The 25573-nt window shown below is 62.6% G+C and carries 21 protein-coding genes; 14 read left to right on the top strand and 7 right to left on the bottom strand.

Annotated elements, in window-relative coordinates:
* Nucleotides 1-31 precede the first annotated feature (31 nt).
* Nucleotides 32-901 (bottom strand): tryptophan 2,3-dioxygenase, encoded by an 870-nt coding sequence (gene kynA, locus IEY62_RS12555; protein ID WP_189018233.1) that lies wholly within the window; start codon nt 899-901, stop codon nt 32-34.
* 114 nt (nt 902-1015) lie between these two features.
* On the opposite strand from kynA, the gene IEY62_RS12550 reads away from it, so the two are divergent.
* From IEY62_RS12550 to IEY62_RS12525, 6 genes are all read left to right on the top strand, one after another.
* Nucleotides 1016-1534, top strand: a complete 519-nt coding sequence (locus IEY62_RS12550) for an HAD domain-containing protein (protein ID WP_189018230.1) — start codon at nt 1016-1018, stop codon at nt 1532-1534.
* Between the two features lie 178 nt (nt 1535-1712).
* Nucleotides 1713-2918 carry an inorganic phosphate transporter gene (locus IEY62_RS12545; RefSeq protein WP_189018227.1) on the top strand — a complete coding sequence of 402 codons (1206 nt, stop codon included), beginning with the start codon at nt 1713-1715 and terminating at the stop codon, nt 2916-2918.
* Nucleotides 2915-3136 carry a hypothetical protein gene (locus tag IEY62_RS12540; protein WP_189018224.1) on the top strand — a complete coding sequence of 74 codons (222 nt, stop codon included), beginning with the start codon at nt 2915-2917 and terminating at the stop codon, nt 3134-3136. Before IEY62_RS12545 ends, IEY62_RS12540 begins: the two co-directional genes overlap by 4 nt.
* A gap of 96 nt (nt 3137-3232) precedes the next feature.
* Nucleotides 3233-4201 carry a hypothetical protein gene (locus tag IEY62_RS12535; RefSeq protein ID WP_189018221.1) on the top strand — a complete coding sequence of 323 codons (969 nt, stop codon included), beginning with the start codon at nt 3233-3235 and terminating at the stop codon, nt 4199-4201.
* On the top strand, nt 4198-5082 hold the full coding sequence (locus tag IEY62_RS12530) for a hypothetical protein (RefSeq protein ID WP_229785249.1): 885 nt from the start codon (nt 4198-4200) through the stop codon (nt 5080-5082). Before IEY62_RS12535 ends, IEY62_RS12530 begins: the two co-directional genes overlap by 4 nt.
* Nucleotides 5083-5096: 14 nt before the next feature.
* Nucleotides 5097-5648, top strand: a complete 552-nt coding sequence (locus IEY62_RS12525; protein WP_189018218.1) for a dihydrofolate reductase family protein — start codon at nt 5097-5099, stop codon at nt 5646-5648.
* A 25-nt stretch (nt 5649-5673) separates the two neighbouring features.
* Here IEY62_RS12525 and IEY62_RS12520 read toward each other — a convergent pair whose 3' ends face one another.
* Nucleotides 5674-6138: a hotdog fold thioesterase gene (locus tag IEY62_RS12520; RefSeq protein ID WP_026267138.1), complete on the bottom strand. Its 465-nt coding sequence runs from the start codon at nt 6136-6138 to the stop codon at nt 5674-5676.
* 160 nt (nt 6139-6298) lie between these two features.
* Here IEY62_RS12520 and polA point away from each other — a divergent pair, with 160 nt between their 5' ends.
* From polA to rpsA, 4 genes are all read left to right on the top strand, one after another.
* Nucleotides 6299-8941: a DNA polymerase I gene (gene polA, locus IEY62_RS12515; RefSeq protein ID WP_229785267.1), complete on the top strand. Its 2643-nt coding sequence runs from the start codon at nt 6299-6301 to the stop codon at nt 8939-8941.
* 83 nt (nt 8942-9024) lie between these two features.
* Nucleotides 9025-10338: a GNAT family N-acetyltransferase gene (locus tag IEY62_RS12510; RefSeq protein ID WP_189018212.1), complete on the top strand. Its 1314-nt coding sequence runs from the start codon at nt 9025-9027 to the stop codon at nt 10336-10338.
* Between the two features lie 297 nt (nt 10339-10635).
* Nucleotides 10636-11340, top strand: coding sequence for a polysaccharide deacetylase family protein (locus IEY62_RS12505; RefSeq protein WP_229785248.1), 705 nt, complete (start codon nt 10636-10638; stop codon nt 11338-11340).
* A gap of 183 nt (nt 11341-11523) precedes the next feature.
* Nucleotides 11524-12999, top strand: a complete 1476-nt coding sequence (gene rpsA / locus IEY62_RS12500; protein ID WP_011774756.1) for a 30S ribosomal protein S1 — start codon at nt 11524-11526, stop codon at nt 12997-12999.
* An 88-nt stretch (nt 13000-13087) separates the two neighbouring features.
* Here the strand turns inward: rpsA and IEY62_RS12495 are convergent, their stop codons facing one another.
* Nucleotides 13088-13777, bottom strand: coding sequence for an IMPACT family protein (locus IEY62_RS12495; RefSeq protein ID WP_189018205.1), 690 nt, complete (start codon nt 13775-13777; stop codon nt 13088-13090).
* Between the two features lie 22 nt (nt 13778-13799).
* Between IEY62_RS12495 and coaE the strand changes: the two genes are divergently transcribed.
* The 4 genes from coaE to IEY62_RS12475 all read left to right on the top strand — a co-directional run bounded on the left by coaE (nt 13800) and on the right by IEY62_RS12475 (nt 19719).
* Nucleotides 13800-15038, top strand: coding sequence for a dephospho-CoA kinase (coaE, locus tag IEY62_RS12490; RefSeq protein WP_189018203.1), 1239 nt, complete (start codon nt 13800-13802; stop codon nt 15036-15038).
* 29 nt (nt 15039-15067) lie between these two features.
* Complete coding sequence (gene uvrB / locus IEY62_RS12485) at nt 15068-17167, top strand: excinuclease ABC subunit UvrB (protein WP_189018200.1); 2100 nt, start codon at nt 15068-15070, stop codon at nt 17165-17167.
* 167 nt (nt 17168-17334) lie between these two features.
* Nucleotides 17335-18363, top strand: a complete 1029-nt coding sequence (locus IEY62_RS12480) for a TerC family protein (protein ID WP_189018196.1) — start codon at nt 17335-17337, stop codon at nt 18361-18363.
* Nucleotides 18364-18390: 27 nt separating this feature from the next.
* A complete protein-coding gene (locus tag IEY62_RS12475) occupies nt 18391-19719 on the top strand; it encodes an MFS transporter (protein WP_189018193.1) in 1329 nt (442 codons plus the stop codon).
* 15 nt (nt 19720-19734) lie between these two features.
* Here the strand turns inward: IEY62_RS12475 and IEY62_RS12470 are convergent, their stop codons facing one another.
* The 4 genes from IEY62_RS12470 to IEY62_RS12455 are packed head-to-tail and all read right to left on the bottom strand — an operon-like array spanning nt 19735 to nt 25538.
* Entirely contained in the window at nt 19735-21072 is a 1338-nt protein-coding gene (locus tag IEY62_RS12470; protein WP_189018189.1) for an alpha/beta fold hydrolase, read from the bottom strand.
* Nucleotides 21065-21577 carry a GNAT family N-acetyltransferase gene (locus IEY62_RS12465; RefSeq protein ID WP_189018185.1) on the bottom strand — a complete coding sequence of 171 codons (513 nt, stop codon included), beginning with the start codon at nt 21575-21577 and terminating at the stop codon, nt 21065-21067. The genes IEY62_RS12470 and IEY62_RS12465 overlap by 8 nt, the downstream gene beginning before the upstream one ends.
* Before the next feature lie 13 nt (nt 21578-21590).
* Nucleotides 21591-22991, bottom strand: a complete 1401-nt coding sequence (locus tag IEY62_RS12460; RefSeq protein WP_189018182.1) for a CoA transferase — start codon at nt 22989-22991, stop codon at nt 21591-21593.
* Nucleotides 22992-23003: 12 nt separating this feature from the next.
* Nucleotides 23004-25538 (bottom strand): DEAD/DEAH box helicase, encoded by a 2535-nt coding sequence (locus IEY62_RS12455; protein WP_189018179.1) that lies wholly within the window; start codon nt 25536-25538, stop codon nt 23004-23006.
* Between the last annotated feature and the right edge of the window lie 35 nt (nt 25539-25573).

Here is a 25573-nt window from a genome sequence, read left to right as displayed (position 1 = left end):
AAGTACCGGGCGGCGCCGGGCGGTGGTTTGCTTAGTTGCCGATTTCGGTGCGGACGGCGTAGAGCTCGGGAAAGAACGTCAGGTCAAGGGCGCGTTTGAGGAAGTCGACGCCGGACGATCCTCCGGTGCCAACCTTGAAGCCGATGGTGCGTTGGACTGTCCGGAGGTGGCGGAAACGCCAGGCCTGAAAGTTGTCTTCGATGTCCACCAGGTCTTCGCAGGCCTCGTAGAGTCCCCACGGGGTGTCATCCGATTCGTAGATCTTCTGGAAAATGGGCACGAGTTCCTTGCGGAAGGTCCAAGGCTCGCTCTTGTCGCGATCGAGGATGTCCGCCGGGATGTCGTAGCCGGCGCGGGAAAGGACCCCGAGGAACGCGTCGTACAGGGTGGGCTCCTCCAGGAGCGTGCTGAGCAGGGCGTGGGCCTCGGGTTCACTTTCGAACACGCGCAGCATTCCGCGGTTCTTGTTGCCCAACAGGAATTCGACACCGCGGTACTGGTAGGACTGGAAACCGGAGGAGCTGCCCAGGAATCCGCGGAACTGGGCGTACTCGCGCGGCGTCAGGGTACCCAGGACGGACCATTGCTCAGTCATGGTGCGCTGGATGGCTTTGACGCGGGCGATGCATTTGAGGGCTTTGCCGAGGTTGTCCGCGTCGAAAAGCCTGCGGGCCTCGAGCAATTCATGGAGCACCAGCTTGAGCCAGAGTTCGCTGGTCTGGTGCTGGATGATGAACAGCAATTCGTCGTGGTGTTCCGGCTTGCTGAGCGGGTGCTGGGAGCTGAGCAAATGGTCAAGGTCCAGATATCCGCCGTAGGACATGGCGTGCCGGAAATCGGTGCGGACGGTGTCCTCGATGTCGCGGACGCTCTGGGCGGAGTGGACTGCGGGCTTTTCCATGGCTTGAGATTATCATTTCCATGACGCACGTCAAGAGATTGATTTTCACGCTGCTCCACCCGAAGAAGTCCCGTTCCCGTAGGCTGGCTTCCATCTGTTGGGGAGGGGACAAATGTGGATTCCATAGGCGACGCCGTGAGGCCGGTGTCCATCTACCTTGACGTCGACGGCGTGGTGAACCCCTTCAGCCCGATGGGAACCACGGACTGGGGCGGCGATTGGAGCATCGCCGACGCCGGCATCCTGGAGGTGGCCTTCGCCCCCGAAGCCGTGGCTGAGCTCAACGACCTCGCCGAACATCCCGCTGCCAGATTCGTTTGGCTGACCACCTGGGAGCGCCTCGCGCCTGAATTCCTGTGCCCGGCCATCGGCCTGCACGGCCAGGACTGGCCCGTACTGTCAAGCCAAGGCTGGGACGAGGGGCCGGAATGGTGGAAGCTCGTGGCCCTGCAAAAGGACCTGGCCGTCACAGGAAGCGAACGAATTGTCTGGCTCGATGACCAGCTCAGCCAGGAGTCGGACGCCCGCTCATGGGCTGAATACCAGCAAGAGCGTGTGCTTTGCATCTCACCGGATCCCCGCAAAGGGTTGAGCCGTGGCGAGCTCGCGGCTGTGCGCAGGTATCTGGGGTGAATCAGAGACCGCATACGTTTGGCCGCTCAGGGTATGGCACGTAGGATTCTTAAGGTTTCAAGCCCGCCAGAGTGAATCCCGCAAGCAGCGTCAGTTGAACAATTGCTGAACTATGCTGTGGATGGCAGGTATGGGGAAGTGAAACTGCTGAACGTCGACTCTGCAGATTGGGCAACAGGTGGATATCACCTTCATGGTCGCGCTGGTAATAGCGTTGGCCCTATTCTTTGACTTCACCAACGGGTTTCACGACACAGCCAATGCGATGGCCACGCCTATCGCCACGGGGGCGATCAAGCCCAAGACGGCCGTTGCCTTGGCCGCGGTGCTCAACCTTGTGGGCGCCTTCCTGTCCACGGAAGTGGCCAAGACCATTTCCGGTGGGCTGATCCGCGAAGGCTCCGACGGCATCCACATCACGCCGGACATCATCTTTGCCGGACTTATGGGCGCCGTCCTCTGGAACATGATCACCTGGCTCAAGGGCCTGCCGTCGAGCTCCTCCCATGCACTTTTCGGCGGCCTTATCGGCGCAGCGGTGGTGGGCATCGGCTTCCACTCCATCAACTTCGAAACCGTGCTGCAGAAGGTCATCCTTCCCGCGCTCTTCGCTCCGCTGATCGCTGGCGTGGTGGCATACATTTGCACCCGTCTGGCATACGCACTCACCTCGCGGCATGATCCCGAAACCGGCGACAAGCTCACGCAAAAGCGAGGCGGATTCCGCACGGGCCAGATCTTCACGTCCAGCCTGGTGGCCCTCGCGCACGGTACCAATGACGCGCAGAAGACCATGGGCATCATCACGCTGGTACTCATCGCCGGTGGCACCCAGTCGCCCGGAAGCGGCCCCCAGTTCTGGGTTATCGCGGCCTGTGCCTTCGCCATCGCGATCGGCACCTACGCCGGCGGATGGCGCATCATCCGCACCATGGGATCCGGCCTGACCGAGGTCAAGCCCGCCCAGGGCTTCTCGGCCGAAACCAGCACCGCATCGGCAATCCTTGCGTCCTCGCATCTGGGTTTCGCCCTGTCCACCACGCAGGTTGCTTCGGGCTCCGTAATCGGCTCCGGGCTGGGCCGCAAAGGCACCTCTGTCCGCTGGGGCACCGCTGGCAAAATCGCCCTTGGGTGGCTGTTTACCCTCCCGGCGTCGGCGATCGTCGGTGCGTTGACTGCCCTGTTGGTGGGTGTCGGGGTGGTGGGCGTGATCATCGCCGCCGTAGCGGGAACCTCGGCCGTGGTCTTCATGTTCGTGGTTTCCCGGAAGTCGCACGTTGGGCACCACAACGCCGTCGAGGTTGAAGAGGCCGGCCACGCCGTCCGGTTCCGCAAGAAGAAGAAGTCCCGAAAGAACACCCCAAGCAAGGACGTGCAGCGATGAAATGGTTGGAACTGCTGCAGGTAGCCGGCGTTACCCTCCTGGCCGCCGTGACACTCGTGGTCCTGTACTCCCTGGGCGTGCGGCTCACGGCGATTGCCGGCGACGCCCAGCAGAAGTCCCCGGTCCTGGTGCGGTCCCTGGCCTACATCTGCTTTGGGTTCTGCGGGGTGGCCGTACTTTTCGGCATCTACCTGATTGTTCCGTACTTCGGAAAATAGCAACGGCTCTGGCAGCTTCGTCCATTCGGGAGAATAATCGGCAGTGTAGCCATGCATATGGCTGCGTGGTCGTGATCCGGCAGATACGGGGCTGTCATGAAGTGCACATCCCGAAGCCGCCCGGCAGGACTTGCGCTGGTCCCGCTCCTGCTGCTGGCCCTTTCAGCTTGCTTGCCGCCGTCCTCTGAAGGTCAGTCCCCACAGCAGGGTTCCGGGGTGCAAACGGCTGCTGCCTCCGGGCCGGCCAAGTCAACTGCCGACGCTCCTACAGCGGCGCAACCTGCCGGCCCGGCCGGTCCGGCAGCGCCACAGGAAAACGCGCCTGTGGTTCGATGGATCCCCGTGGGGCCTGTCGGACCCAACGATCCCACCTCCGGTCAGCGGTACCTCCTTTTGCAGCAATTCCAGTGCGACGCCCTTGCCCGCAGCGTTGAAGATGCCCAAGACGCAGCCGTTTGGGTGGCTGGTGCTGCTGTCTGCCGTGCCGTGCAAAGCGGCAGCCGGGAGGACTGGGAAAGGGCGTCCAACGCGGTATCCGCCACTCCGCGGATACCGCAGACACAGTGCCTGGAGTTCAGGGTTGCGGCCATGTCGGCCTCCCTGGTGGCACAGCACCGCAGCAACCCTGATGCTGCCTTCAAGGTGGAACCCGGGCTGGGCGAGGCATGTCCCCGCCAGTTGCTGGGCCTGACGGTGGTGGACGAGCAACTCAGGCCGGTTCCGGGAACGCCCCGGGCAGCTGGTCCCAGTTCGGGCGGCACCATCGTACGGCTTGACGGCTATTACGTCCGCGTTGGTGAGGTCCTGTTCGACGACGTTCCGGCAGACGTGGAATTCGTGGGGGACAGGGAAGACTACGGAACGCTGTACCTGCGGATGCCGCCCGCCCAAGGGCGGAAATCAATCCGGATATCGGTCACGGACACAGTGGATATCGCCGGTTCAGCCACGTTCTTCTATGACGACGCCGGAGCCACCTCGAGCTCTGCGGAAACCGGGGGAGCGACTCCCGCCCCCGAGTCCCCGACCACGTCCGTTGAAGCCTCCGCCACGGCCACGTCGTGAGCGACGTCCCGGCGGCTCCAGAGCAAAGCAACACCCGGTGGCAGCGGACCCTCGAGGTGCTCTCGGTCGTCGGTCCGCCGCTGACGGTTGTCACGGCTTTGCTGGTCTATTTCGGGTGGGCACGCACCGATGCCCAGGCCAAAGCGATGGGCTTGGACGTCAGCCTGTTCGGGTACACGGTCCAGGACTTCATGCTGAGGAGTATCCAGTCATTGTTCCAACCCCTGGCCTGGCTGGTGGTTATCGGTTTGTTGTGGCTGATGCTGGACCGGGCAGTTGCCCGCCTCCTCGAATTCCCGGGACAGCGGAGGAGGGTGCAGGTGACCGCCACGGTCGTTCTCTTTCTCGCTTTCGCATATGCCGCAGTGATGTGGATCGCCGTGACGACACGCCCTGGCCAGGCCGTCCTCTATGCACCTTTCCTTATTGCCGCAGGACTCGTTGTGGGCACCTGGGGACTGCGCGTGCGGCGCAGGGCTGCCGGGCCGTCAGCGCAGGCTCCCCGCGCCACCAAGGGCACCCTTGAGGGGTGGTTGGTGTTTGTCCTGGTGACGCTGCTGCTGTTCTGGGGCACGTCCGACTACGCCCAGGCGCTGGGGCGGGGTGCCGCCGTCGACTACCAGGAACGTTCCCACCTGTTGCCCACCGCCGTCGTCTACAGCAAAGAGCGCCTGGCCGTCACCGTACCAAACGTCAAGGAGGAGTCGGCCGGTTCGGAAGCAGCACCCCTGTACAGGTACACCGGCCTGCGGTTGCTGGTGGTAAGTGGCGGACGGATCTTCCTGCTGAACGACGGATGGTCGCTGGAGCGGGGCAGGGTGGTGGTCCTGCCGGATAATGGGAGTGTCCGCGTGGAGTATGGGAACCCCGCGTCGGACTGACTAGTCTGGGGTCCATGTCGACATTCCAGTACTACGTGGCTTCCACCATCGACGGCTTCATTGCCTCTCCGGAGGACGACCTCGGCTGGCTCCTGCAGTTCGACAGCAACGACGACGTCAACGACGGCATCGGGCAGTTCATGGCCGGTGTTGGTTGCATTGCCATGGGCGGGGACACTTACAGGTGGCTCATGGAGCACGAACCCGGCAAATGGCCGTATCCGGAGATCCCGTGCTGGGTCTTCACCCACCACGAGTACTCAGCTCCCGCGGAATCGGATATCACCTATGTCCGGGGCGACGTCAGGGAATTCGCTCCGGACCTGGCCAGGGCCGCCAAGGACAAGAATGTCTGGTTGGTGGGTGGAGGTGACCTGGTGGCCCAATTCGCCGAGGCCGGACTGCTCGACGAAATGATCCTCACCATCGTTCCTGTTGTGTTGGGCGCCGGAAAGCCGCTGTTGCCGCTGAAGGGCCCGACGCCGCCGCTTGAGTTGGTCTCGTCGAGGACACTTGGCGGGGCAGCGGTGGAGTTGCGCTACCGGCTGCAGCAGTCCGCGGGTTAGCGGCTGGTACCGGCCCTGGCGGAATTCAGTGGCGGTTGTCCCGGATCATGTTGGTGATGCGGGCTGTCGAAAGCCTCCGGCCTTTCTCGTCAGTGATGACAATCTCATGGGTGGCCAGGGTACCGCCGAGGTGGATCGCGGTGCACGTACCCGTCACGGTACCGGTCGCCACGGAACGGTGATGGGTTGCGCCCACTTCAATGCCGACGGCGTGGCGTCCCCTTCCGGCGTGCAAAGACGCCGCAAACGAGCCAAGGGTCTCAGCCAGCACCACGTGGGCCCCACCATGGAGGATGCCTGCTACCTGGGTGTTTCCCTCCACAGGCATGGTGGCCACCATCCGTTCGGCACTCATCTCGGTGAAACGGATACCCATTTTCACCACCAGGGTTCCCACCCCGTGCGCGGAAAGCCAATCGTGGAATTCTTCGGGCACCCCGGCCTCATTGAGTTGGTCGACAAAGCTGTTCGGCGTGAAATTGTCCATCATGCCAACTAGGCTGGCACCTGTGAGTGAAACAACCAAACCGGACCAGGTTCCAACGGCCCAAGCTGCTGCCATTGCCACAGCACCCGCCCCTTCTGCCACTGCATCCAGCGTCTCCGCGGGGGAGGGCCGGCCCAGGTTGCTGGTCCTGGACGGCCACTCCATGGCCTTCAGGGCTTTCTATGCCCTTCCTGCCGAGAATTTCTCTACGGCCAGGGGTCAGTACACCAACGCGGTGCACGGGTTTACGTCCATGCTGATCAACTTGATCAAGGACCAGAAGCCCACACATGTCGCGGTCGCCTTTGACGTTTCCGACGACACCACCTTCCGCAAGGCCGAGTACAGCGAGTACAAGGGCGGCCGCAATGCCACTCCTGCAGAGTTCGCCGGCCAGATTGGCCTCATTGCCCGGGTCATGGAGGCATGGGGCATCAAGACCATCGCCATGCCCGGATACGAGGCTGACGACGTCCTTGCGACGCTTGCCTCGCAGGCGGATGCCGCCGGTTTCGAGGTATTGCTGGTCTCCGGCGACCGGGATGCCTTTCAGCTCATCAACGACAACGTCTTTGTCCTCTATCCCAAACAGGGCGTCAGCAACATCCCAAAGATGGATGCGGCCGCCATCGAGGAGAAGTACTTCGTTAAGCCCGGTTTGTACTCGGACCTCGCCGCGCTTGTCGGCGAAACCGCAGACAACCTGCCCGGCGTTCCAGGCGTTGGCCCCAAGACGGCGGCCAAGTGGATCAACCTCTACGGCGGGCTCGAGGGAATCCTGCAGAACCTTGATTCCATCGGCGGCAAGGTGGGTGGAGCACTCAAGGAGAACCTCGACAACGTCAAGCGGAACCGCAGGCTGAACCAGCTGCTCACTGACCTGGACCTGCCCATCACTTTGGAAGATCTCCACGAGCCACGTCCTGACCGGCAGGCCATCGAGGAACTCTTTGAGGAACTCGAATTCCGCACCCTTCGCACGCGGCTTTTCGACCTCTACGGTGACGACACGGCCGGGGCTGCGCCGGACACCATCGATGCCCCCGAGTTCCAAACACTCACGGACGCCGCCGGCCTCGAGGCCTTCTTCGCAGCCGGATCGGGCGTTCGTTCGGCCCTCGCCGTGCAGTTGGTTCCTGGCCGGGTGGGCGACGACGCCACTGCGCTGGCCATCGTCCGTGCCAATGGTGCAGCCTTCATTGAGCTGACAGGCCTGGACGCCGCTGCTGAGGAAGTGCTGGCCCGCTGGCTGCGCGACCCGGAAGAAGCCAAGGTCCTGCACGAGTTCAAGTCGGCACTCAAGGCCCTGTACAACCGTGGCCTGGGCCTGGAAGGGGTCGTGGATGACACGTCCATTTCCGGGTACCTGATCCAGCCCGACCGCCGCAGCTACGACCTCGCCGAACTCGCACAGGTCCACCTCAAGATCTCCCTGACCACGGCCGCAGCCCAGTCCGGACAGCTGGAACTGGATCTTTCCGGTGAGACGGACCAGGCTGCCGCTGCAGCGCTCGTGCAGCACGCCGCCGTCGTACACGCGCTCAGCAAGCACTTCGAAAAGGAGCTTGCAGACCGTAAGGCCGACGCCCTGCTCACCACGTTGGAGCTACCTGTGGCCCGCGTGCTGGCCCAGATGGAATTGACGGGCATCTTCGTCTCCACGGACCGCATGGATGAACAACTGGCGGACCTCACCAAGGTGATCCAGACCGCCCAGGAACAGGCGTTTGCGGCCATCGGGCACGAGGTGAACCTCGGTTCGCCCAAGCAGTTGCAGACGGTCCTGTTCGAGGAGCTGGGCCTGCCCAAGACCAAGAAGATCAAGTCCGGTTACACCACGGACGCCGCGTCGCTTAAAGGGCTCCTGGAAAAGACTGGACACGAATTCCTGGTGCAGCTCATGGCTCACCGTGAATCGTCCAAACTGGCCCAGATGGTTGAGACGCTTAAGAAATCTGTCGCCGACGACGGGCGGATCCACACCACGTACGCGCAGAACATCGCCGCCACCGGCCGCATCTCTTCGAACAACCCGAACCTGCAGAACATCCCGGTCCGTAGCGAAGAGGGCCGCCGGGTCCGCAGCATTTTCGTGGTGAGCGAAGGATATGAATGCCTGCTGTCCGCTGACTATTCACAGATCGAAATGCGGATCATGGCCCACCTTTCGGGCGATGAAGCGCTGATCCAGGCGTACCGGGACGGCGAGGACCTGCACCGTTTCGTGGGTGCACGGATATTCAACGTCGCGCCGGAGGAAGTCACCAGCGCAATGCGGTCCAAGGTCAAAGCCATGTCGTACGGGTTGGCCTACGGCCTCACTTCCTTCGGACTGTCAAAGCAGCTGGAAATTTCCGTGGATGAGGCCCGGACCCTGATGAAGGACTACTACGACCGCTTCGGTGCCGTGCGCGCTTACCTCGACGGCGTGCGGGATCAAGCCAGGGTTGATGGCTACACGGCCACCATCGAAGGCCGCCGCCGCTACCTGCCCGATTTGACCAGTACCAACCGCCAGGCGAGGGAAGCGGCGGAGCGCATCGCCTTGAACTCACCGATCCAGGGCTCAGCTGCCGACCTCATCAAGCGGGCCATGCTGGGCGTCTCTGCCGAACTCGCCAGCCAGGGCCTGAAGTCACGCATGCTGCTGCAGGTCCACGATGAACTCGTGCTCGAAGTTGCGCCGGGGGAGCGTGAAGCCGTGGAAAAACTGGTCATCGAACAAATGGGCTCGGCCGCAGACCTGTCCGTACCGCTCGACGTCCAGATCGGCGTCGGCTCAAGCTGGTACGAGGCCGGCCACTAGTCCGGGAACCTTTCACGTGATCCCTTGAGGGCGCGCCGCCGTGATGGTGGCGCGCCCTCAGGCGTCTGGCTAGGCTCGAAGGCGTGGCTGATCCCAATGTAAGAAACTCCGAAAAGTACTCTGTCCAACGATTCCCGGTTGTCGCCGACAAGAATGACGAAGGCTACAGCCGCTGCACCACCTGGGTGCAGGCCGTCTCCCATGGATTCCACCAGGAGCGGCGGGACGGCGAATACCTGGCCAAGACCCTGGCCGCCTACCGGACCGACAATCGCGAGCTGACCGGTGTCTACGTCAACGCGGATGTTCCCGAGCGTTCGCTCGGCGCGGATGTCCCGGTGGCCACCTACGCCACCATGCGCAAGTCCCTGAACATCGGCTTCGGGCGCCAGCTGGAGTCCAACCTGATCACTGCCGTAACCGTCCGTGGAACCCACAGGCGCAACGGAATCCTTCGCGGCATGATCACCGCAGACCTGGAAGGCGCCAAGGACGACGGCCTCGCCATGGCGGCGCTCACCGCCTCCGAAGGGTCCATCTACGGTCGATTCGGCTTTGGCGTCGCTACTTTTGAACGCAGCATCAAAGTCGACACAGGCCCGCGTTTCCGGCTCCAGGGACAGCAGGAAGGCGTGGTTGAAGTCGCCGATCCTTCAGTCCTGCTGGACGTTGCGCCACAAATCTTTGAGCGGGTCCAGAGGCTTTCTCCGGGTTCGGTCGACCGGCAGGAGTACTACCGGCTGGTGGCATCCGGTTTGATCGGGCAGGACGGCAAGCCCGACGCCTCCGTGCGTTGCGCCCTGCACTACGACCCCTCAGGAACGTTGGATGGCTACGTTTCCTACCGTTTCAAGGGCTGGGACCACAAGCCGTACACCATGGAAATCGTGGACCTGGTCGCCGCAACCAACGCCGGCTATCGTGACCTCTGGCGTTTCCTGGGCAGCATCGACCTCATCGATGAAGTGACTTGGGCCGAGGCGCCGGTGGATGATCCGCTGGCATGGGCCCTCGAGGACCAGCGGTGCATTGAGGCTTCCGAAGTACGTGACATGCTGTGGCTCAGGATCCTGGATACACGGGCCGCTTTGGAGGCCCGAAAGTACCCTGCGGCCGGCCGCCTGGTTATTGAGGTCACCGACTCTTTGGGCTTGGCGGGCGGCACCTGGCTTCTGGAATCCGACGGCGGTGCTGCCGCCGTCGTCAAGGATGCTTCGGGTGAGACGCCGGACCTCAGCATGGATGCGGCAGACCTCGCTTCCATCTACCTGGGTGCGGTATCGCCGGTGACGCTGGCCGCCGCCGGCCGCATCCGCGAGAACACTCCCGGCGCCGCTTTCCAGGCCCAGCAGTTGTTCACAGTGGAACGGTCCGCTCACTGTCTGACACACTTCTAGGCAGTACCACCTTTTCACAACCACATAGCTAAAACGTCAGTAAGGACATCCATGGGGGATTCCAAGCGGCGGCCTTTGGCCCGCCGTCGATCAGTGCTGCTTGGAATGGCAGGTTTGGCGACTACTGTCCTGGCGGGATGCGCGGACACCGGGTCCGGGCCGGTCGCTCCTGACAGAGATGTGGCAACGGAGCAATCGCGGCCAACCGGTCCCGCCACGCCCCCTCCGTCCGTCTCTGCCAGATCAAGTGAACAGGCTGCTGCTGCCCTCGCGCAGCCAACCGCTAAACCCCCGGCGGTGCCGGACAAGCAGAAGATCCTCGCGGAGTTTGCGGGCAGGCAACCCAAGGAGTGGGGTTTGCATGTCACAGGAGTCGTCAACGACTCTCCCGCCAAACAGGTGGCCTTGACGTTCGACGCGTGCGGTGGGCCGGGTGGTTCAGGGTGCGACCAAGCACTGCTGCAGACCCTGCGCAAGCTTCATGTACCCGCCACACTCTTTGTCAACAGCCGCTGGATCCACGCCAACCCCGGACTCGCCGCGGAGCTGGCAGCGGACCCGCTGTTCGAGCTCGCCAACCACGGAACGTCACACCTTCCCTTGTCCGTCAACGGCAAGTCCGCCTACGGAATCACCGGAACGGCGACAGCGTCCGCGGCCTACGACGAACTCATGGGCAACCAGGCCGTCATGCTGGACACGTTCGGAAAGTCCCCGCGGTTCTTCCGCCCGGGAACGGCGTTCTACGACGACGTCACGGCCGCCATGACGCACAGGCTCGGCATGCTGCCGGTCAACTTCACTGTTAATGGCGACGGCGGTGCGACCTTTCCTGCGGCCACCGTCGCCACCGAGGTGGGCCGGGCCGGGCCCGGGGACATCGTCATTTCGCACTTCAACAAGCCGGCAGGAGCTACAGCGGAAGGCTACGGGCGCGCCTTGCCCCGGTTGCTGGACAAGGGCGTTTCCTTCGCGCGGCTCGGGGATGTCCTGAAGCCATGACCCGCTTTTGACCCTGCTTTGCCAATGCGACTAGAATAAACGGGCGTGTACTACGTGCATGCATCCATTTTGTACTAATCCACAAATCAGGATGACCCGGCGATGTGCCGCGTTCTGCCGTCCGGACCCGGGCGGCAGCGGTTTGCCTGACCGACTAACTATCCACAACGGAGCCCCTACTACATGACCATCACCTCCACCGAGAAGCCCGGTACCCCCGTAGTCGCCATTAACGACATCGGTACCGCTGAGGACTTCCTCGCAGCTGTCGACGCCACCATCAAGTACTTCAACGACGGAGACCTCGTCGAAGGTACCGTCGTCAAGGTCGACCGCGACGAAGTTCTGCTCGACATCGGTTACAAGACCGAAGGTGTCATCCCTTCCCGCGAGCTTTCCATCAAGCACGATGTTGATCCCGGCGACGTTGTCGCCGTTGGCGATCAGGTCGAAGCTTTGGTTCTCACCAAGGAAGACAAAGAAGGCCGTCTGATCCTCTCCAAGAAGCGTGCTCAGTACGAGCGTGCCTGGGGCGACATCGAGAAGGTCAAGGAAGAAGACGGCGTCGTTACCGGTACCGTCATCGAGGTTGTCAAGGGTGGCCTCATCCTGGACATCGGCCTGCGCGGCTTCCTGCCCGCATCCCTCGTCGAGATGCGTCGCGTCCGCGACCTCGCTCCGTACATCGGTCAGCAGATCGAAGCCAAGATCATCGAGCTCGACAAGAACCGCAACAACGTTGTTCTGTCCCGCCGTGCATGGCTCGAGCAGACCCAGTCCGAGGTTCGCTCCACGTTCCTCAACAAGCTGGAAAAGGGCCAGGTTCGTCCGGGCGTTGTTTCCTCCATCGTCAACTTCGGTGCCTTCGTGGACCTGGGCGGCGTGGACGGCCTCGTTCACGTTTCCGAGCTGTCCTGGAAGCACATCGACCACCCGTCCGAGGTTGTCGAGGTTGGCCAGGAAGTCACCGTCGAGGTCCTCGAAGTGGATCTGGACCGCGAGCGTGTCTCCCTGTCGCTCAAGGCTACGCAGGAAGATCCGTGGCAGACCTTCGCCCGCACCCACGCCCTCGGCCAGGTTGTTCCGGGTAAGGTCACCAAGCTGGTTCCGTTCGGTGCGTTCGTTCGCGTCGAAGACGGCATCGAAGGCCTGGTCCACATCTCCGAGCTGGCTGTCCGCCACGTTGAGCTCGCAGAGCAGGTTGTCTCCGTTGGCGACGAACTGTTCGTCAAGGTCATCGACATCGACCTCGAGCGTCGTCGTATCTCCCTCTCCCTCAAGCAGGCAAACGAGGGCGTTGACGCCGACAGCACCGAGTTCGATCCCGCTCTGTACGGCATGGCCGCTGAGTACGACGAAGAGGGCAACTACAAGTACCCTGAGGGCTTCGACCCCGAGTCGAACGAATGGCTCGAAGGTTACGAGACCCAGCGCGCCGCTTGGGAGCAGCAGTACGCTGACGCCCAGACCCGCTGGGAAGCCCACAAGAAGCAGGTTGCCCAGCACGCTGCCGACGACGCTGCTGCTGCAACGTCCGGTGAGAGCGACTCCGGCACCACCAGCTACTCCTCGGAGCCGGCTGCTGCTGAGTCCAACGCCGGTACCCTGGCATCCGACGAAGCCCTCGCCGCACTGCGCGAGAAGCTGACCGGCAACTAATTCCGCCTTCCCGTACGGGATGTGCTGAATAGCCAAAGAAGGACCCCTGCCTCCGGGCAGGGGTCCTTCTGCGTTAATGCTTCCGCTGTCAGCCGGGGACATCAATCCATTCGCTGCCTTCCGGTCGTAGCTCTGCACTGCCGGCCGTCAGGGAAGCCAGCCGGGACCGGGCGTCGGCGATGCTTTGGGGCTTGTCCTCCAAAGCCAGGCGCAGGATGGCGTGCCTGGCCTCATATCCGGTCTCCGCCATGACATACCCGGCGTTGCGCAGTTCATTTTCCACACGCCCGGCATCAGCGTGGTCCACCTCTACGGCGCACAACCGCAGCCGCCGCCGCTGGACCAGCGGAGCCAGGTCCAGCGCCGTCGAGACCGATTCCGAGTAGGCGCGGACCAGCCCGCCTGCCCCCAACAGAATTCCGCCAAAATAACGTACGACGACGGCGGCGACGTCGCTGAGGTCGAGCACCCCGGGTGCTGACTCACGCTTAATAAGGGCTTCGAGCATCGGTATGCCGGCTGTACCTGAGGGTTCACCGTCGTCGTTTGATCGCTGGATCATCCGGTCCGGACCGATGACGAAAGCGGAGCAGTGATGGCGGGCATCGTGGAACTCCCGCCTTAGTCCGGCCACCAGCGAGCGGGCGGAATCCTCATCAGGAGCCCTGCGGAGTACGGTGATGAAGCGTGACCGGCGGATTTCCAGTTCGTGGCGGAAATCGGAGCCTGCCGGGAGCGTCGTGTACTGGGTCGCGCGGCTTTCTTCCTCAATTTCCACCGCTTCAGTCTAGTGTTGAGGAGTGCTGAAAATCGGACTGACGGGCGGCATCGCCTCAGGTAAATCGCTGGTGGCATCCAGGCTCCGGGAGCTGGGGGCACTGCTCATCGACGCGGACGTTATCGCCCGCCAGGTAGTGGAGCCCGGGACACCTGGCCTTGAACAGGTTGTTGAAGCTTTCGGTCCCGGCATCCTGGATCACGACGGCAGGCTTGACCGGCCGAAGCTTGGCTCAATAGTGTTCCGCGAACCGGCCCGGCGCGAAGTCTTGAACGGCATCGTCCATCCTCTCGTCCGCAAGTCCGCGGCGGCCATCATGGACGGTGCCGGCGCGGGCGACATCGTGGTGCAGGACATCCCGCTCCTGGTGGAAACCGGGCAGGGCAGCAACTTCCACCTGGTACTGGTGGTGGATGCCCCTGATGAGCTTCGTGTCCAACGGATGGTGGAGCTTAGGGGCATGACGGCGGAGGATGCGCGTTCCCGCATGGCCGCGCAGGCTTCTGCGGCGGAGCGTCGTTCTGCCGCCGACGTCGTTCTGGACAATTCCGGCAGCCGGGAGGATCTGCTCGCGGCAGTCGACGCACTGTGGGAGACGCGTCTGGTGCCCTTCGCGGAGAACATCAAGAATGGAGCCCGGGCACCCCGAGCCAAGGGCCCCGTCATTGTTGCCCCGAACGGCGAATGGCCCCGGCAGGCCGAACGGCTTGCAGCCCGTATCTTAATGACCGCTCCTGACGCGGTGCTGTCCGTGGACCACATTGGATCGACATCGGTGCCGGGCTTGGCCGCGAAGGACGTCATCGACCTCCAACTGGCAGTGGCCGACCTGGAGACGGCCGACCGGATCTCACCTCTGCTCGGTGCTGCCGGTTTCCCTGCCGTGCAGCACGTTCATGAGGACACCCCTAAACCCACCCACCCAGCCCCGGAGTCCTGGCAGAAACGGTTCCATGCCAACGCTGATCCCGGCAGGGCCGTGAACCTCCACGTTCGGGTGGCCGGATCGCCCGGCTGGTATTTTGCGCTCCTGTTCCGTGATTGGCTGCGCGCCGAGCCCGCAGCCCTCACCGCGTACGAGGCCCACAAACGCGGGCTGGCTGCGCTGCACGCAGGGGACCCTGATACCGCTGCGTATGCGGATGCCAAGGAGCCGTGGTTTTCCGAGGTCGCCTGGCCGCAGATGGGGGAGTGGGCCGAACGCACAGGGTGGACACCGCCGTCGTATTCATCTTCCGCTGTGCGCAAACGCGGACAGTAGCTGTCCGGGGGCGGGGGTAGATTTGATGTATGAGCCTTGCCCAGGAAATCAACCGTGTCGTCGCACCTTTTGAAGTTGTCAGCGACTATAAGCCCGCAGGCGACCAGCCAACTGCCATCGCCGAACTGACCGAACGCATCAACAACGGTGAGAAGGACGTGGTCCTCCTCGGTGCCACTGGTACGGGCAAGAGCGCCACCACGGCGTGGCTCATCGAACAGGTCCAGCGACCCACCTTGGTGATGGTCCAGAACAAGACCCTTGCAGCACAGCTGGCCAACGAATTCCGGGAGCTCCTGCCGAACAACGCAGTTGAGTATTTCGTTTCCTACTACGACTATTACCAGCCTGAAGCCTATGTGGCCCAGACGGACACCTTCATCGAGAAGGATTCGTCCATCAATGAGGAAGTTGAGCGGCTGCGTCACTCTGCCACCAACGCCTTGCTGACCCGCCGCGATGTCATCGTGGTGGCAACTGTGTCCTGCATCTACGGTTTGGGCACGCCCGAAGAGTACATCGCGGGGATGGTGACGCTCCGTAAGGGAGCGGAAATGAACCGCGACCACCTCCTGCGGAAGTTTGTCTCCATGCAGTACGCCCGCAATGACATGGACTTTCACCGGGGTACCTTCAGAGTCCGCGGCGATACCGTTGAGATCATTCCCATGTACGAGGAACTTGCCATCAGGATCGAGTTCTTTGGCGATGAGATAGAGAACATCCAGACACTGCATCCGCTGACCGGCGAGGTCATCCGGGACGAAGAAGAAATGTACGTCTTCCCCGCGTCGCACTATGTGGCCGGTCCCGAACGGATGGCGCGCGCCATCAAGCGTATCGAAGACGAGTTGGCAGACCGCTTGAAGGTCCTCGAAGCCCAGAACAAGCTGGTGGAAGCCCAGCGGCTGCGTATGCGGACCACCTATGACCTTGAAATGATGCAGCAGATGGGCTTCTGCAACGGAATCGAGAACTACTCGGTGCACATTGACGGCCGGGAGCCCGGCACCGCACCGCACTGCCTTCTGGACTACTTCCCGGATGACTTCCTGCTGGTGGTCGATGAATCCCACGTGACCATTCCCCAGATCGGCGCCATGTACGAAGGCGATATGTCCCGGAAGCGGAACCTGGTGGACTTTGGTTTCCGCCTGCCCTCGGCCATGGACAACCGACCACTGAAATGGGATGAGTTCCTGGAGCGCATCGGCCAGACGGTCTACCTCTCGGCCACGCCGGGAAAGTACGAGCTCGGCAAGGCCGACGGCTACGTTCAACAGATTATCCGTCCCACGGGCCTCATCGATCCCGAGGTGGTGGTCAAACCCACCAAGGGCCAGATCGACGACCTGTTGGGCGAGATCAGGATCCGTACGGAGAAGAACGAGCGCGTTCTTGTGACCACACTGACCAAGCGGATGGCCGAGGACCTCACCGACTACCTGGTGGGCCACGGCATCAAGGTGGAGTACCTGCACTCAGACGTTGACACCTTGAGGCGTGTGGAGCTGCTCCGGGAACTTCGCATGGGCGTGTTCGATGTCCTGGTGGGCATCAACCTGCTCAGGGAAGGCCTTGACCTGCCGGAGGTCTCTTTGGTGAGCATCCTCGACGCCGACAAGGAAGGCTTCCTGCGGTCCTCGACGTCACTGATCCAAACCATCGGCCGTGCCGCACGTAACGTTTCGGGCCAGGTCCACATGTACGCCGACCGCATCACGGACTCCATGGCGCAAGCAATAGATGAAACCAATCGCCGCCGTGCCATCCAGGTCAAGTACAACACCGAGCACGGTATCGATCCGCAGCCGTTGCGCAAGAAGATCGCCGATATTACTGATCAGTTGGCCAAGGAAGACGCAGATACCCAGGAGCTGCTCAACAACAACCGGCTGGCCAAGGGCGGCAAGCGCGGGAAGGCTTCCGCGAAGGGGGCCGCAACTGTCCGGCAGGACGGCCTCGCAGCAGCGCCGGCAGAAGACCTGGTGGGCCTCATCGAACAGCTCACGGAACAAATGCATGGTGCCGCCGCCGAACTGCAGTTCGAGGTAGCTGCGAGAATCCGTGACGAAGTCAAGGAGTTGAAGCGGGAGTTACGCCAGATGCAGACTGCCGGGCACGCCTAGGGTATGGTTTAAGGCACGTAGGGGAGTATCCCAAGCGCTAGGTTCGTCAGCACGCAAGGCATGGTTGCCTCGCCGGGCCTAGCGGGTCGCCATGTCAGAGCATTCAACGCTCCAAGGCGGCCGGAGAGACTTACACCGTTTTCCCGTACCCTGCGAAAGGCCCTTTAATGGAGCTCCCTGTCTGGTTCGAGGTCGGCTCGTTCGTCGTCCTCGGAATTATCCTCGCTGTCGACCTGTTGTTGGTCGTCAAGCGTCCCCACGAACCTTCTATGAAGGAAGCCGGCCTGTGGGTCGCTTTCTACGTGGCCTTGGCCATGGTGTTCGCCGGGGCCATGTTCTACTTCACCGGACCCGAGTACGGAAGCCAGTTCATTGCGGGCTGGGTAACTGAATACAGCCTCAGCATCGACAACCTGTTTGTCTTCATCATCATCATGGCCCGCTTCGCTGTGCCTCGTAAGTACCAGCAGGAAGTGCTGATGGTGGGTATCATCATCGCCCTGGTTCTCCGCGGTATCTTCATCGCCCTGGGCGCCGTGGTAATTGAGCAGTTCAGCTGGGTGTTCTACATCTTCGGTGCCTTCCTCCTGTGGACCGCCTGGAAGCAAGCCAAGGACTCCGGTGAGGATGAGGAAGAAGGGGCCGAGAACCCCTTGATTGCCCGTCTCCGCAAGGTGCTTCCAATGTCGGAAAAGTTCGACGGCGGCAAGTTGCGCACCACTGTTGACGGCAAGAAGGTCTTCACCCCTATGCTGATCGTCTTCGTGACCATCGGCCTGACCGACCTCTTGTTCGCAGTGGACTCCATCCCCGCGATCTTCGGTCTGACCCAGAGTGCCTTCATCGTTTTCACGGCCAACATCTTCGCGCTGATGGGCCTTCGCCAGCTCTACTTCCTGCTGGGCGGACTCATGACCCGTTTGGTGTACCTGAAGCACGCGTTGTCGGTCATCCTGGCCTTCATCGGTGTGAAGCTCGTACTGCACGCCATGCACGTCAACGAGCTTCCCTTCATCAACGGCGGCCACCACATCGAGTGGGCTCCGGAGATTCCCACTTATGTGTCGCTGGCGGTCATCGTCGGTACCATCATCGTGGCCGTAGTGGCCAGCCTCCTGAGCCCCGCTGCACGCCAGGCCAAGCTCGACGCCCGGCTTGAGGAAGACGCACGAAAGAGCTTGAGCGAAGCAGAGTAACGTCAACGAAAGTTGTAGTCTCATGGGGTGACTACCTCCCCAACAACGGCGCTGGACCCACAACGGGTTCAGCGCCGTAGTGTTCTCCTGCTCAGTGCGTCCCAGCTCCTCAGCGGTATCGGCAATGGAGCGACTCTTTCCATTGGTTCCCTGCTGGCCGTGGACCTGTCGGGCTCCGAGGCATGGGCAGGTTCCATCACTACCGTGTTGACGTTGGCGGCGGCCATTGCCGCCCTTCCCCTGGCACGGTTGGCCGAAGCACGTGGACGCCGGGTGGGGCTGGTCACCGGCTTGGTGGCTGCCATGATCGGGGCACTCCTGTTCATCGTTGCCGTCATGGCCACGTCATTCCCCATCCTGATACTTGGGGCAGCGTTCCTGGGCATGGGCACGGCAGCAAATCTCCAGGCACGGTTCGCCGCCGTAGACCTCGCCGAGCCTGAACATCGGGGCAGGTCCCTGTCCACGGTCGTCTGGGCCATCACCATCGGAGCTGTTGCCGGCCCGAACCTCATTCAACCAGGCGCCCACGTGGGCGAGGCTCTCGGACTGCCGCCCATTGCCGGGCCGTTCGTGTTTTCCGCGGCAGGGCTCTTACTGGCGTCGCTTCTTCTGTTCCTGGGCTTGAGGCCGGATCCGTTGCTGCTTTCACGGCGGCTGGCTTCGAGCGCCGGCGGTCATGGTGATACCGGCAGCCTCCCCGCCAGGGGCACGATCAAGTCCGGCTTGCGTGCCGTTCGTTCCTCCCCGCTGGCACTTCTGGGCCTCTCGGCCGTCATCGCCGCCCACGGAGTGATGGTGGCGGTCATGTCCATGACGCCGCTTCACCTCCAGCAACTGGTAGGCGGATCGCATGCAGGCCACCATGGCGCAACCACCGACAGTACGGATGCTTTGGTGATCATTGGGGTCACCATTTCGCTTCATATTGCCGGCATGTTCGCGTTGTCCCCCCTGTGGGGTTGGCTGACGGACAAGGCCGGACGGCTGCAGACGATTGCCATCGGACACGGCCTGCTGCTGGTGGCCGTGTTCATCGCAGGCTTCGGGCAGAACGAACCCACACTTGTCACCGCAGGGTTGATCCTCCTGGGGCTGGGCTGGTCCGCGGCGACCATCGCTGGTTCCACGATGCTGGCAGAGAGCGTCAGTCCGGATGAGAGGGTCACCGTCCAGGGAGTCTCGGACACCTTGATGGGCGCTGCAGGGGCACTGGGCGGTGCCACCTCCGGACTTCTCCTCGCTTGGATTGGCTACCAAGGGCTGAACATGGCGTCCAGCCTCGTGGCCGCAGCAGTCCTCGCCCTGACCCTGGTCATGGCTTTCCGGCGCCGCTCGGGCGTGAGCAGCAGCTGACGCGCTACCTCGCAGTCAGCGTGCGCTGCGGACCATGCCAAGGAGCCGTTTGAAGATGCCCTCGCCATCTTCTGCGATTCCATCGTGATGGAAATCGGACGTGACCCATGCCTGGAGTCCGCGAACGGCAGCGGCGGTTTCCAGCGACAGATCGTGATCCACGTAGATATCGTCCTTGTACACGGCGGCAGCGACGGGGACAGTGTTGGCGGCCAACGTGGCGGTATCGTACAGCGGCTTCCAGTCTTTGCGGGCCGCCAGGAGTTCCGCTACGTCGCGCAGGGGTACAAGGGAGGGGTCCTGCTCGAAGTACCACGGATAGACCATTTCCCCGGTGAGCAGCGGCTTCGCGGCGCCCGGCTCGAATTCCGGATAGTCCTCCAGAACCCGCCACGCTGCCCAGTTGGTTGCCTCGCCCTGGCCATAGATGGATTCGTGCAGCACCGCGTACAGGGGGTTGGCCGCCCTGCTGACCAGACCGCGTACTTGTTCAAGGAACGCTTCTGAGAGCCGCTCCCCGTCCAGGGTGTCGATGAACGCGTCCTCCAGAAGATAGTGGAGCGCATCCACACGGGTGTTTCCGCCCAGGAACGAGCCGACCATTTGGAATCGTTCCGGGGTCAACCGTTCACCGCTTGCCAGGAACTCGGGAGTCTTTTCCAGGTGCCTGACAATCCGGGTAACTTTTTCACGGTCTTCCGGGTACCACCCGAAGTACTCGGCGTTCCGTGCAGCAACACGCTTGAAGGTTGCTTGGTAGACCCGGTCAGCGGGTCCTTCCAAGGGAGCCAGGCCTCCGGTGATCAGAACCTCGCGCAAACCCTCCGGCGCGAAGGACAGATAGGTCAAGGCGCAGAACCCGCCGAAGGATTGGCCCATGACGGTCCAAGGTCCGGAGCCCAGGATGCCCCGGATGAATTCGGCATCGGCAACGATCGAATCGGCCCGGAAGTGCGTCAGGTACTCAGCCTGGGCAGCAGCGTCGCCACGAAGCTCCAGCGTTTGCCGTTCAACGGGGGTGGAAAGACCGGTACCGCGTTGGTCAAGCATCAGGATGCGGAAATCCCCTGCCGCTGCCTTCATCCAGCCGGCGAGTGACGTGACCCGGTTTCCCCGTCCCCCCGGACCGCCCTGCAGGAACAGCAGCCACGGCAGCCTGGCCGCTTCCTCCGCTGTGTGCGCCGTGGAGGAGTACTCCCGGGCAAAGACCGTGATCGTTTCGCTGTTGGCTTCGTTGTCCCCGGGTGAATGCACCAGGGGGACGGTGAAGTAGTGTTCAACGGTGCGGACGCCGCGGAATTCGTGGCGGTTCAGGACGGTGTGTCCGTGCTTGGCAGATTGCGCTTCAGCCACGGGCGAAGGATCCCTCCGGCTGGCCGGCCTTCGCGCCGAAAGCTTCCAGGGCCTCACCGGTGAGACGGAATGTGGACCATTCCTCCATGGGAAATGCGCCGAGGTTTTTGTAGAAGTTGATGGATGGTTCGTTCCAGTTCAGGACGCTCCACTCCACCCGGGCATAACCACGCTCGACGGCGGTCGCCGCCAAGTGGTGCAGAAGCGCCTTCCCGTGGCCCTCGCCTCGGGCGTCGGGTTCGACGTAAAGATCCTCCAGGTAGATGCCGTGGACGCCTTCCCAGGTGGAGTAGTTCAAGAACCACAGTGCGAATCCCTGCACGGTTCCGGCAGCGTTTTCGGCGATAGTGGCATAGACCCTGGGGTTCTCGCCGAACAGCACCTCAGTGAGCTTTTCCGGGGTGTTCTTGACGGCGTCCGGCTCCTTTTCGTAGATCGCGAGATCGTGGATCATGCGCAGGATCGCGGGGACATCGTCAACAGTGGCTTGGCGGATAACACTCATGCATTCGAGCTTACTAGGGGAGTCCGTCTTGCCGGCTCCAGGCCAAGCCGGAAGTTCCGTAGCGCACAGGCGGCCGACGATACTGCAGTTGCATGCCGTCCACCAACAGCGGCGGCTCAACAAAGCGCAGCGGTCCATACGGACTCGCCGTCTCCCCGTAAGCAGGTTGAGGCAGCGCGCCCGCGTGACCGTCCGCTGGTGGCGCCGGCAGTCGGAAAAGTTCTTCGGCGGTGCGTGCCAATGAGAGTGCCGCCATTCCGCCGGCCCCTGTCCGCAACCTCTCGGCCAACAGGGCCATGACGCCTGCAGCCACTCCGTATCCTGTGGCGTGGTCAAGTGCCTGCACCGGCAGCGCGCCTGGCTTCCACCCGTCGTCGTCCAGGTGCCCGTATACCTCAGCGATACCGCAGGCCGCCTGCACCAGGCTGTCGAAACCGCGGCGTTGTTTCCACGGCCCGGACCGTCCCCAGGCAGACAGCGTTACTACCACGAGATCAGGTTTTCCAGCCAACAGTGCCTCAACTCCCAGGCCGAAACGCTCCAGGCCGCCGTTGCGGTAACCCGTCACAACGACGTCGGCAGCAGAGACCAAGCCTTTGACGATCGCCAGTCCGGCAGCATCCCCGACATCGGCCACGGCAGATCGTTTGTCGAAACCGCCATCCACGAAAGCCTCTTCCAACTCCGGGAGGCCCGGCGGATCGATCCGCAACACGTCCGCCCCGAGCGCCCCCAGGAGCCTGGTCGCAGTCGGGCCCGCAATGACCCGGGTCAGGTCCAGGACCCTCAGCCCGGTGAGGGGCCGTTCCGGGTCCTTGGATGGCGCCCATGGTGAGGTGGTTGAAGACCCATGCGGGGCAGATGCTGCCAGGAACCGGATCCAAGGTTCGTCACGGAGCGCACGATACATGGGGGAAGAGACCCAATCCGAACGCCGCCGGACTGCCGTGGCAACGCCATTCTTGGCGTTGATGGCATTTTCGGCGTCCAGGGAAGTCATGGTCAGGAGTGTGCCGTCCACGTCCTGTGCGTCCTTCGCTTCCAGTGCGTCCATCAGCCGTGCCGCGTGGTGCGGATAGTTGGCGTGAAGGCGGATCCAGCCGTCAGAAGTCCGCCGGAACCCCGACGCAGGAGCGAAGCCCTGGGGTTTGGCGCCCGCGATCCTTAGGTGCCCCAGCGAATCGAAAGAGGCAGCAACCGGCCCGGACGATACTGAATAAGTCCCGGTAAAGCCCGTCAGGGCTTCAAGGGCAGTGGCCGCTGCCTGCACTGAGCCCAGCGCGAGTCCCTCGACATCCAGCCCACCGCCCCACCATCTTCGCAACCCCACCGGAATCATCGGGGTCACCGGGATTGCCGGCCCCAGGGCTTCCAGGCTGCGCAGGCTACCGGTCAGGTCAGGGACTGATTCCATGGCGGCTTCCGGTCAAAGCCTGTTGACGTCGGTCACGCGGACCACGGCTGTGCCACTCTCATCAGAGGCGGCCAGATCCACTTCGGCCGAGATGCCCCAATCGTGGTTTCCCGCGGGGTCGTCGAATATCTGCCGGACCTTCCATAGGCCTGGTTCTTCCGTGATGATCAGCAAGCCAGGTCCGCGCGCGTCCGGCCCGGTACCGATGTCGTCGTGTTCGTCGAAGTAGTCGTCCAGGACTTCTTCCCACCGCCCAGCGTCCCAGCCGGCGTCGGCGTCGAGTTCGCCCAGGGCGTTGGAATCTTCGTCCGCGAAGAGCTCAACCCTGCGGAACATCTCATTGCGCACCATCACCCGGAAGGCCCGGATATTGGAGGTCAACAGTGGCGGCGGGGGAGGAGGTGCGTCGTGCGGGGTTGGAGCCAGCCCGGAAGTCAGTTCCTCCCATTCGTCCAGCAGGCTGGAGTCAACCTGACGTACCAGTTCGCCAAGCCAGGCAATCAGGTCTTCAAGGTCCTCGCGCAGCAAGTCCTGGGGAACGGTTTGCCGCAGGGCCCGGAAACCGTCCGCAAGGTAGCGCAGGACGATGCCCTCCGAACGTGCCAGGCCGTAGAACTGAACGAACTCGCCAAAGTTCATGGCGCGCTCGTACATGTCCCTGATGATCGACTTTGGCGCCAGTTCGAAGTCGCCAACCCAGGGAGCCGCTTTTCGGTAGACCTCGAACGCCTCGCCAAGAATCCCCGCCAACGGCATGGGGTAGGTCACTTCATCCAGCATGGCCATGCGCTGTTCGTATTCGATGCCGTCTGCCTTCATGGCAGCCACAGCCTCCCCGCGGGCCTTCTTCTGCTGTGCCGAAAGAATCTGGCGCGGCTTCTCCAAGGTCGACTCGATGACTGAAACGACGTCCAGTGCATAGGAAGGAGACTCCGGATCCAGCAGTTCCAAGGCTGCAAGGGCAAACGGAGACAATGGCTGGTTGAGGGCGAAGTTGGCTTGAAGGTGAACTGTCAGCCGAACGGACCGTCCTTCAGCTTCCTGTTCCTCCTCCGGAATTCGTTCAACCACACCGGCAGCCAGCAGTTCGCGGTAGATCCCCAGGGCCTTCTTCATCAGCCGGAGTTGGGCAGGGCGGCTCTCATGGTTCTCACTGAGCAACCGCCGCGTTGCGTGGAAGGGGTCCCCCGGACGTTCCATAAGGTTCAGCAGCATCGCGTGGGTAACGGTGAAGCTGGATGTCAGTGGCTCGGGAATGGACTCGACGAGCTTCTTGAAAGTTGGCTCGCCCCAGGAGACGAATCCTTCCGGCGGCTTCTTCTTTACGACTTGGCGGAGCTTTTTCTGGTCATCACCGAACTTGGCCGTCGCCTTGGCCATGGCCTTGGTGTTCTCCACCACGTGATCCGGTGCCTGCACTACAACGGTTCCGGCGGTGTCGTAACCGGCGCGGCCGGCACGACCGGCAATCTGGTGGAACTCACGTGAGTTAAGCGACCTGGTGCGTACGCCGTCGTACTTGCTTAAAGCGGTCAAAAGCACTGTCCTGATCGGCACGTTGATGCCCACGCCCAGGGTGTCCGTGCCGCAGATGACCTTCAGCAGCCCGGCCTGGGCAAGCTGCTCCACCAAGCGCCGGTATTTGGGCAGCATGCCCGCGTGATGGACTCCGATCCCGTGGCGCACCAGCCGGTTGAGTGTTTTTCCAAAGCCGGCAGCGAATCGGAAGCCGGCAATCAGCTCGGCGATCCGATCCTTCTCAGCCCGGCTGCACATATTGATGCTCATGAGGTTCTGGGCACGCTCGATGGCTTCCGCCTGGCTGAAGTGCACCACGTACACAGGAACCTGCTTGGTGGAGAGCAGCTCCTCCAGGGTCTCGTGGACCGGGGTCAGCTGGTAATAGTAGTGGAGCGGAATCGGCCGCTCCGCGGAACTTACCGTAGTGGTGGCCCGGCCGGTCAGCTCCGTGAGGCCGGTTTCGAAGCGCGAGACGTCTCCCAGGGTGGCGGACATGAGCAGGAACTGGGCCTGGGGGAGTTCCAGGAGCGGCACTTGCCACGCCCAGCCGCGCTGCGGATCGGAGTAGAAGTGGAATTCATCCATGACAACTGAACCGAGTTCGGCTGCCGATCCTTCGCGGAGGGCTATGTTGGCCAGGATCTCCGCTGTGCAGCAAATGATGGGCGCATCCTGGTTGACGCCGGAATCGCCGGTGATCATTCCCACGTTTTCCGCACCAAAGATGTCGCACAGGGCAAAGAACTTTTCAGACACCAGTGCCTTGATGGGAGCCGTGTAGTAGCTGCGCCGGCCACGGGCCATGGCCTCGAAATGGGCGGCAATGGCAACCAGGGACTTACCCGAACCCGTGGGAGTGGCAAGGATGACGTTGGCGCCGGAGGCGAGTTCCATGATCGCTTCGTCCTGGGCCGGGTACAACTGCAGGCCGCGGCTTTCAGTCCACTCGACAAACCGCGTGTAGATGTCGTCCGGGTCCAGTGGACCTGTGGCGGTGGAACCAGGAAGCTGCTCAAGAAGTTTCATTGGTTTCCAGCTTAGTGCCCGGACAGTTTAGGCTC

This window comes from Paenarthrobacter histidinolovorans (assembly GCF_014647595.1).
In the GTDB taxonomy this organism is placed as follows: domain Bacteria; phylum Actinomycetota; class Actinomycetes; order Actinomycetales; family Micrococcaceae; genus Arthrobacter; species Arthrobacter histidinolovorans.
The sequence above is the reverse complement of the archived record's forward strand: the minus strand, read 5'-3'. Positions and strand labels throughout refer to the sequence as shown.

Bases quoted from the DNA above. Each gene is read 5' to 3' on its own strand.
- IEY62_RS12520 (WP_026267138.1), bottom strand. From the start codon at position 6,138: ATGATGGACAATTTCACGCCGAACAGCTTTGTCGACCAACTCAATGAG.
- uvrB (WP_189018200.1), top strand. From the start codon at position 15,068: ATGAGCCTTGCCCAGGAAATCAACCGTGTCGTCGCACCTTTTGAAGTT.
- IEY62_RS12465 (WP_189018185.1), bottom strand. From the start codon at position 21,577: ATGAGTGTTATCCGCCAAGCCACTGTTGACGATGTCCCCGCGATCCTG.
- polA (WP_229785267.1), top strand. From the start codon at position 6,299: ATGGCCTTCAGGGCTTTCTATGCCCTTCCTGCCGAGAATTTCTCTACG.
- IEY62_RS12455 (WP_189018179.1), bottom strand. From the start codon at position 25,538: ATGAAACTTCTTGAGCAGCTTCCTGGTTCCACCGCCACAGGTCCACTG.
- IEY62_RS12535 (WP_189018221.1), top strand. From the start codon at position 3,233: ATGAAGTGCACATCCCGAAGCCGCCCGGCAGGACTTGCGCTGGTCCCG.
- IEY62_RS12525 (WP_189018218.1), top strand. From the start codon at position 5,097: ATGTCGACATTCCAGTACTACGTGGCTTCCACCATCGACGGCTTCATT.
- kynA (WP_189018233.1), bottom strand. From the start codon at position 901: ATGGAAAAGCCCGCAGTCCACTCCGCCCAGAGCGTCCGCGACATCGAG.
- IEY62_RS12480 (WP_189018196.1), top strand. From the start codon at position 17,335: ATGGAGCTCCCTGTCTGGTTCGAGGTCGGCTCGTTCGTCGTCCTCGGA.
- IEY62_RS12540 (WP_189018224.1), top strand. From the start codon at position 2,915: ATGAAATGGTTGGAACTGCTGCAGGTAGCCGGCGTTACCCTCCTGGCC.
- IEY62_RS12460 (WP_189018182.1), bottom strand. From the start codon at position 22,991: ATGGAATCAGTCCCTGACCTGACCGGTAGCCTGCGCAGCCTGGAAGCC.
- rpsA (WP_011774756.1), top strand. From the start codon at position 11,524: ATGACCATCACCTCCACCGAGAAGCCCGGTACCCCCGTAGTCGCCATT.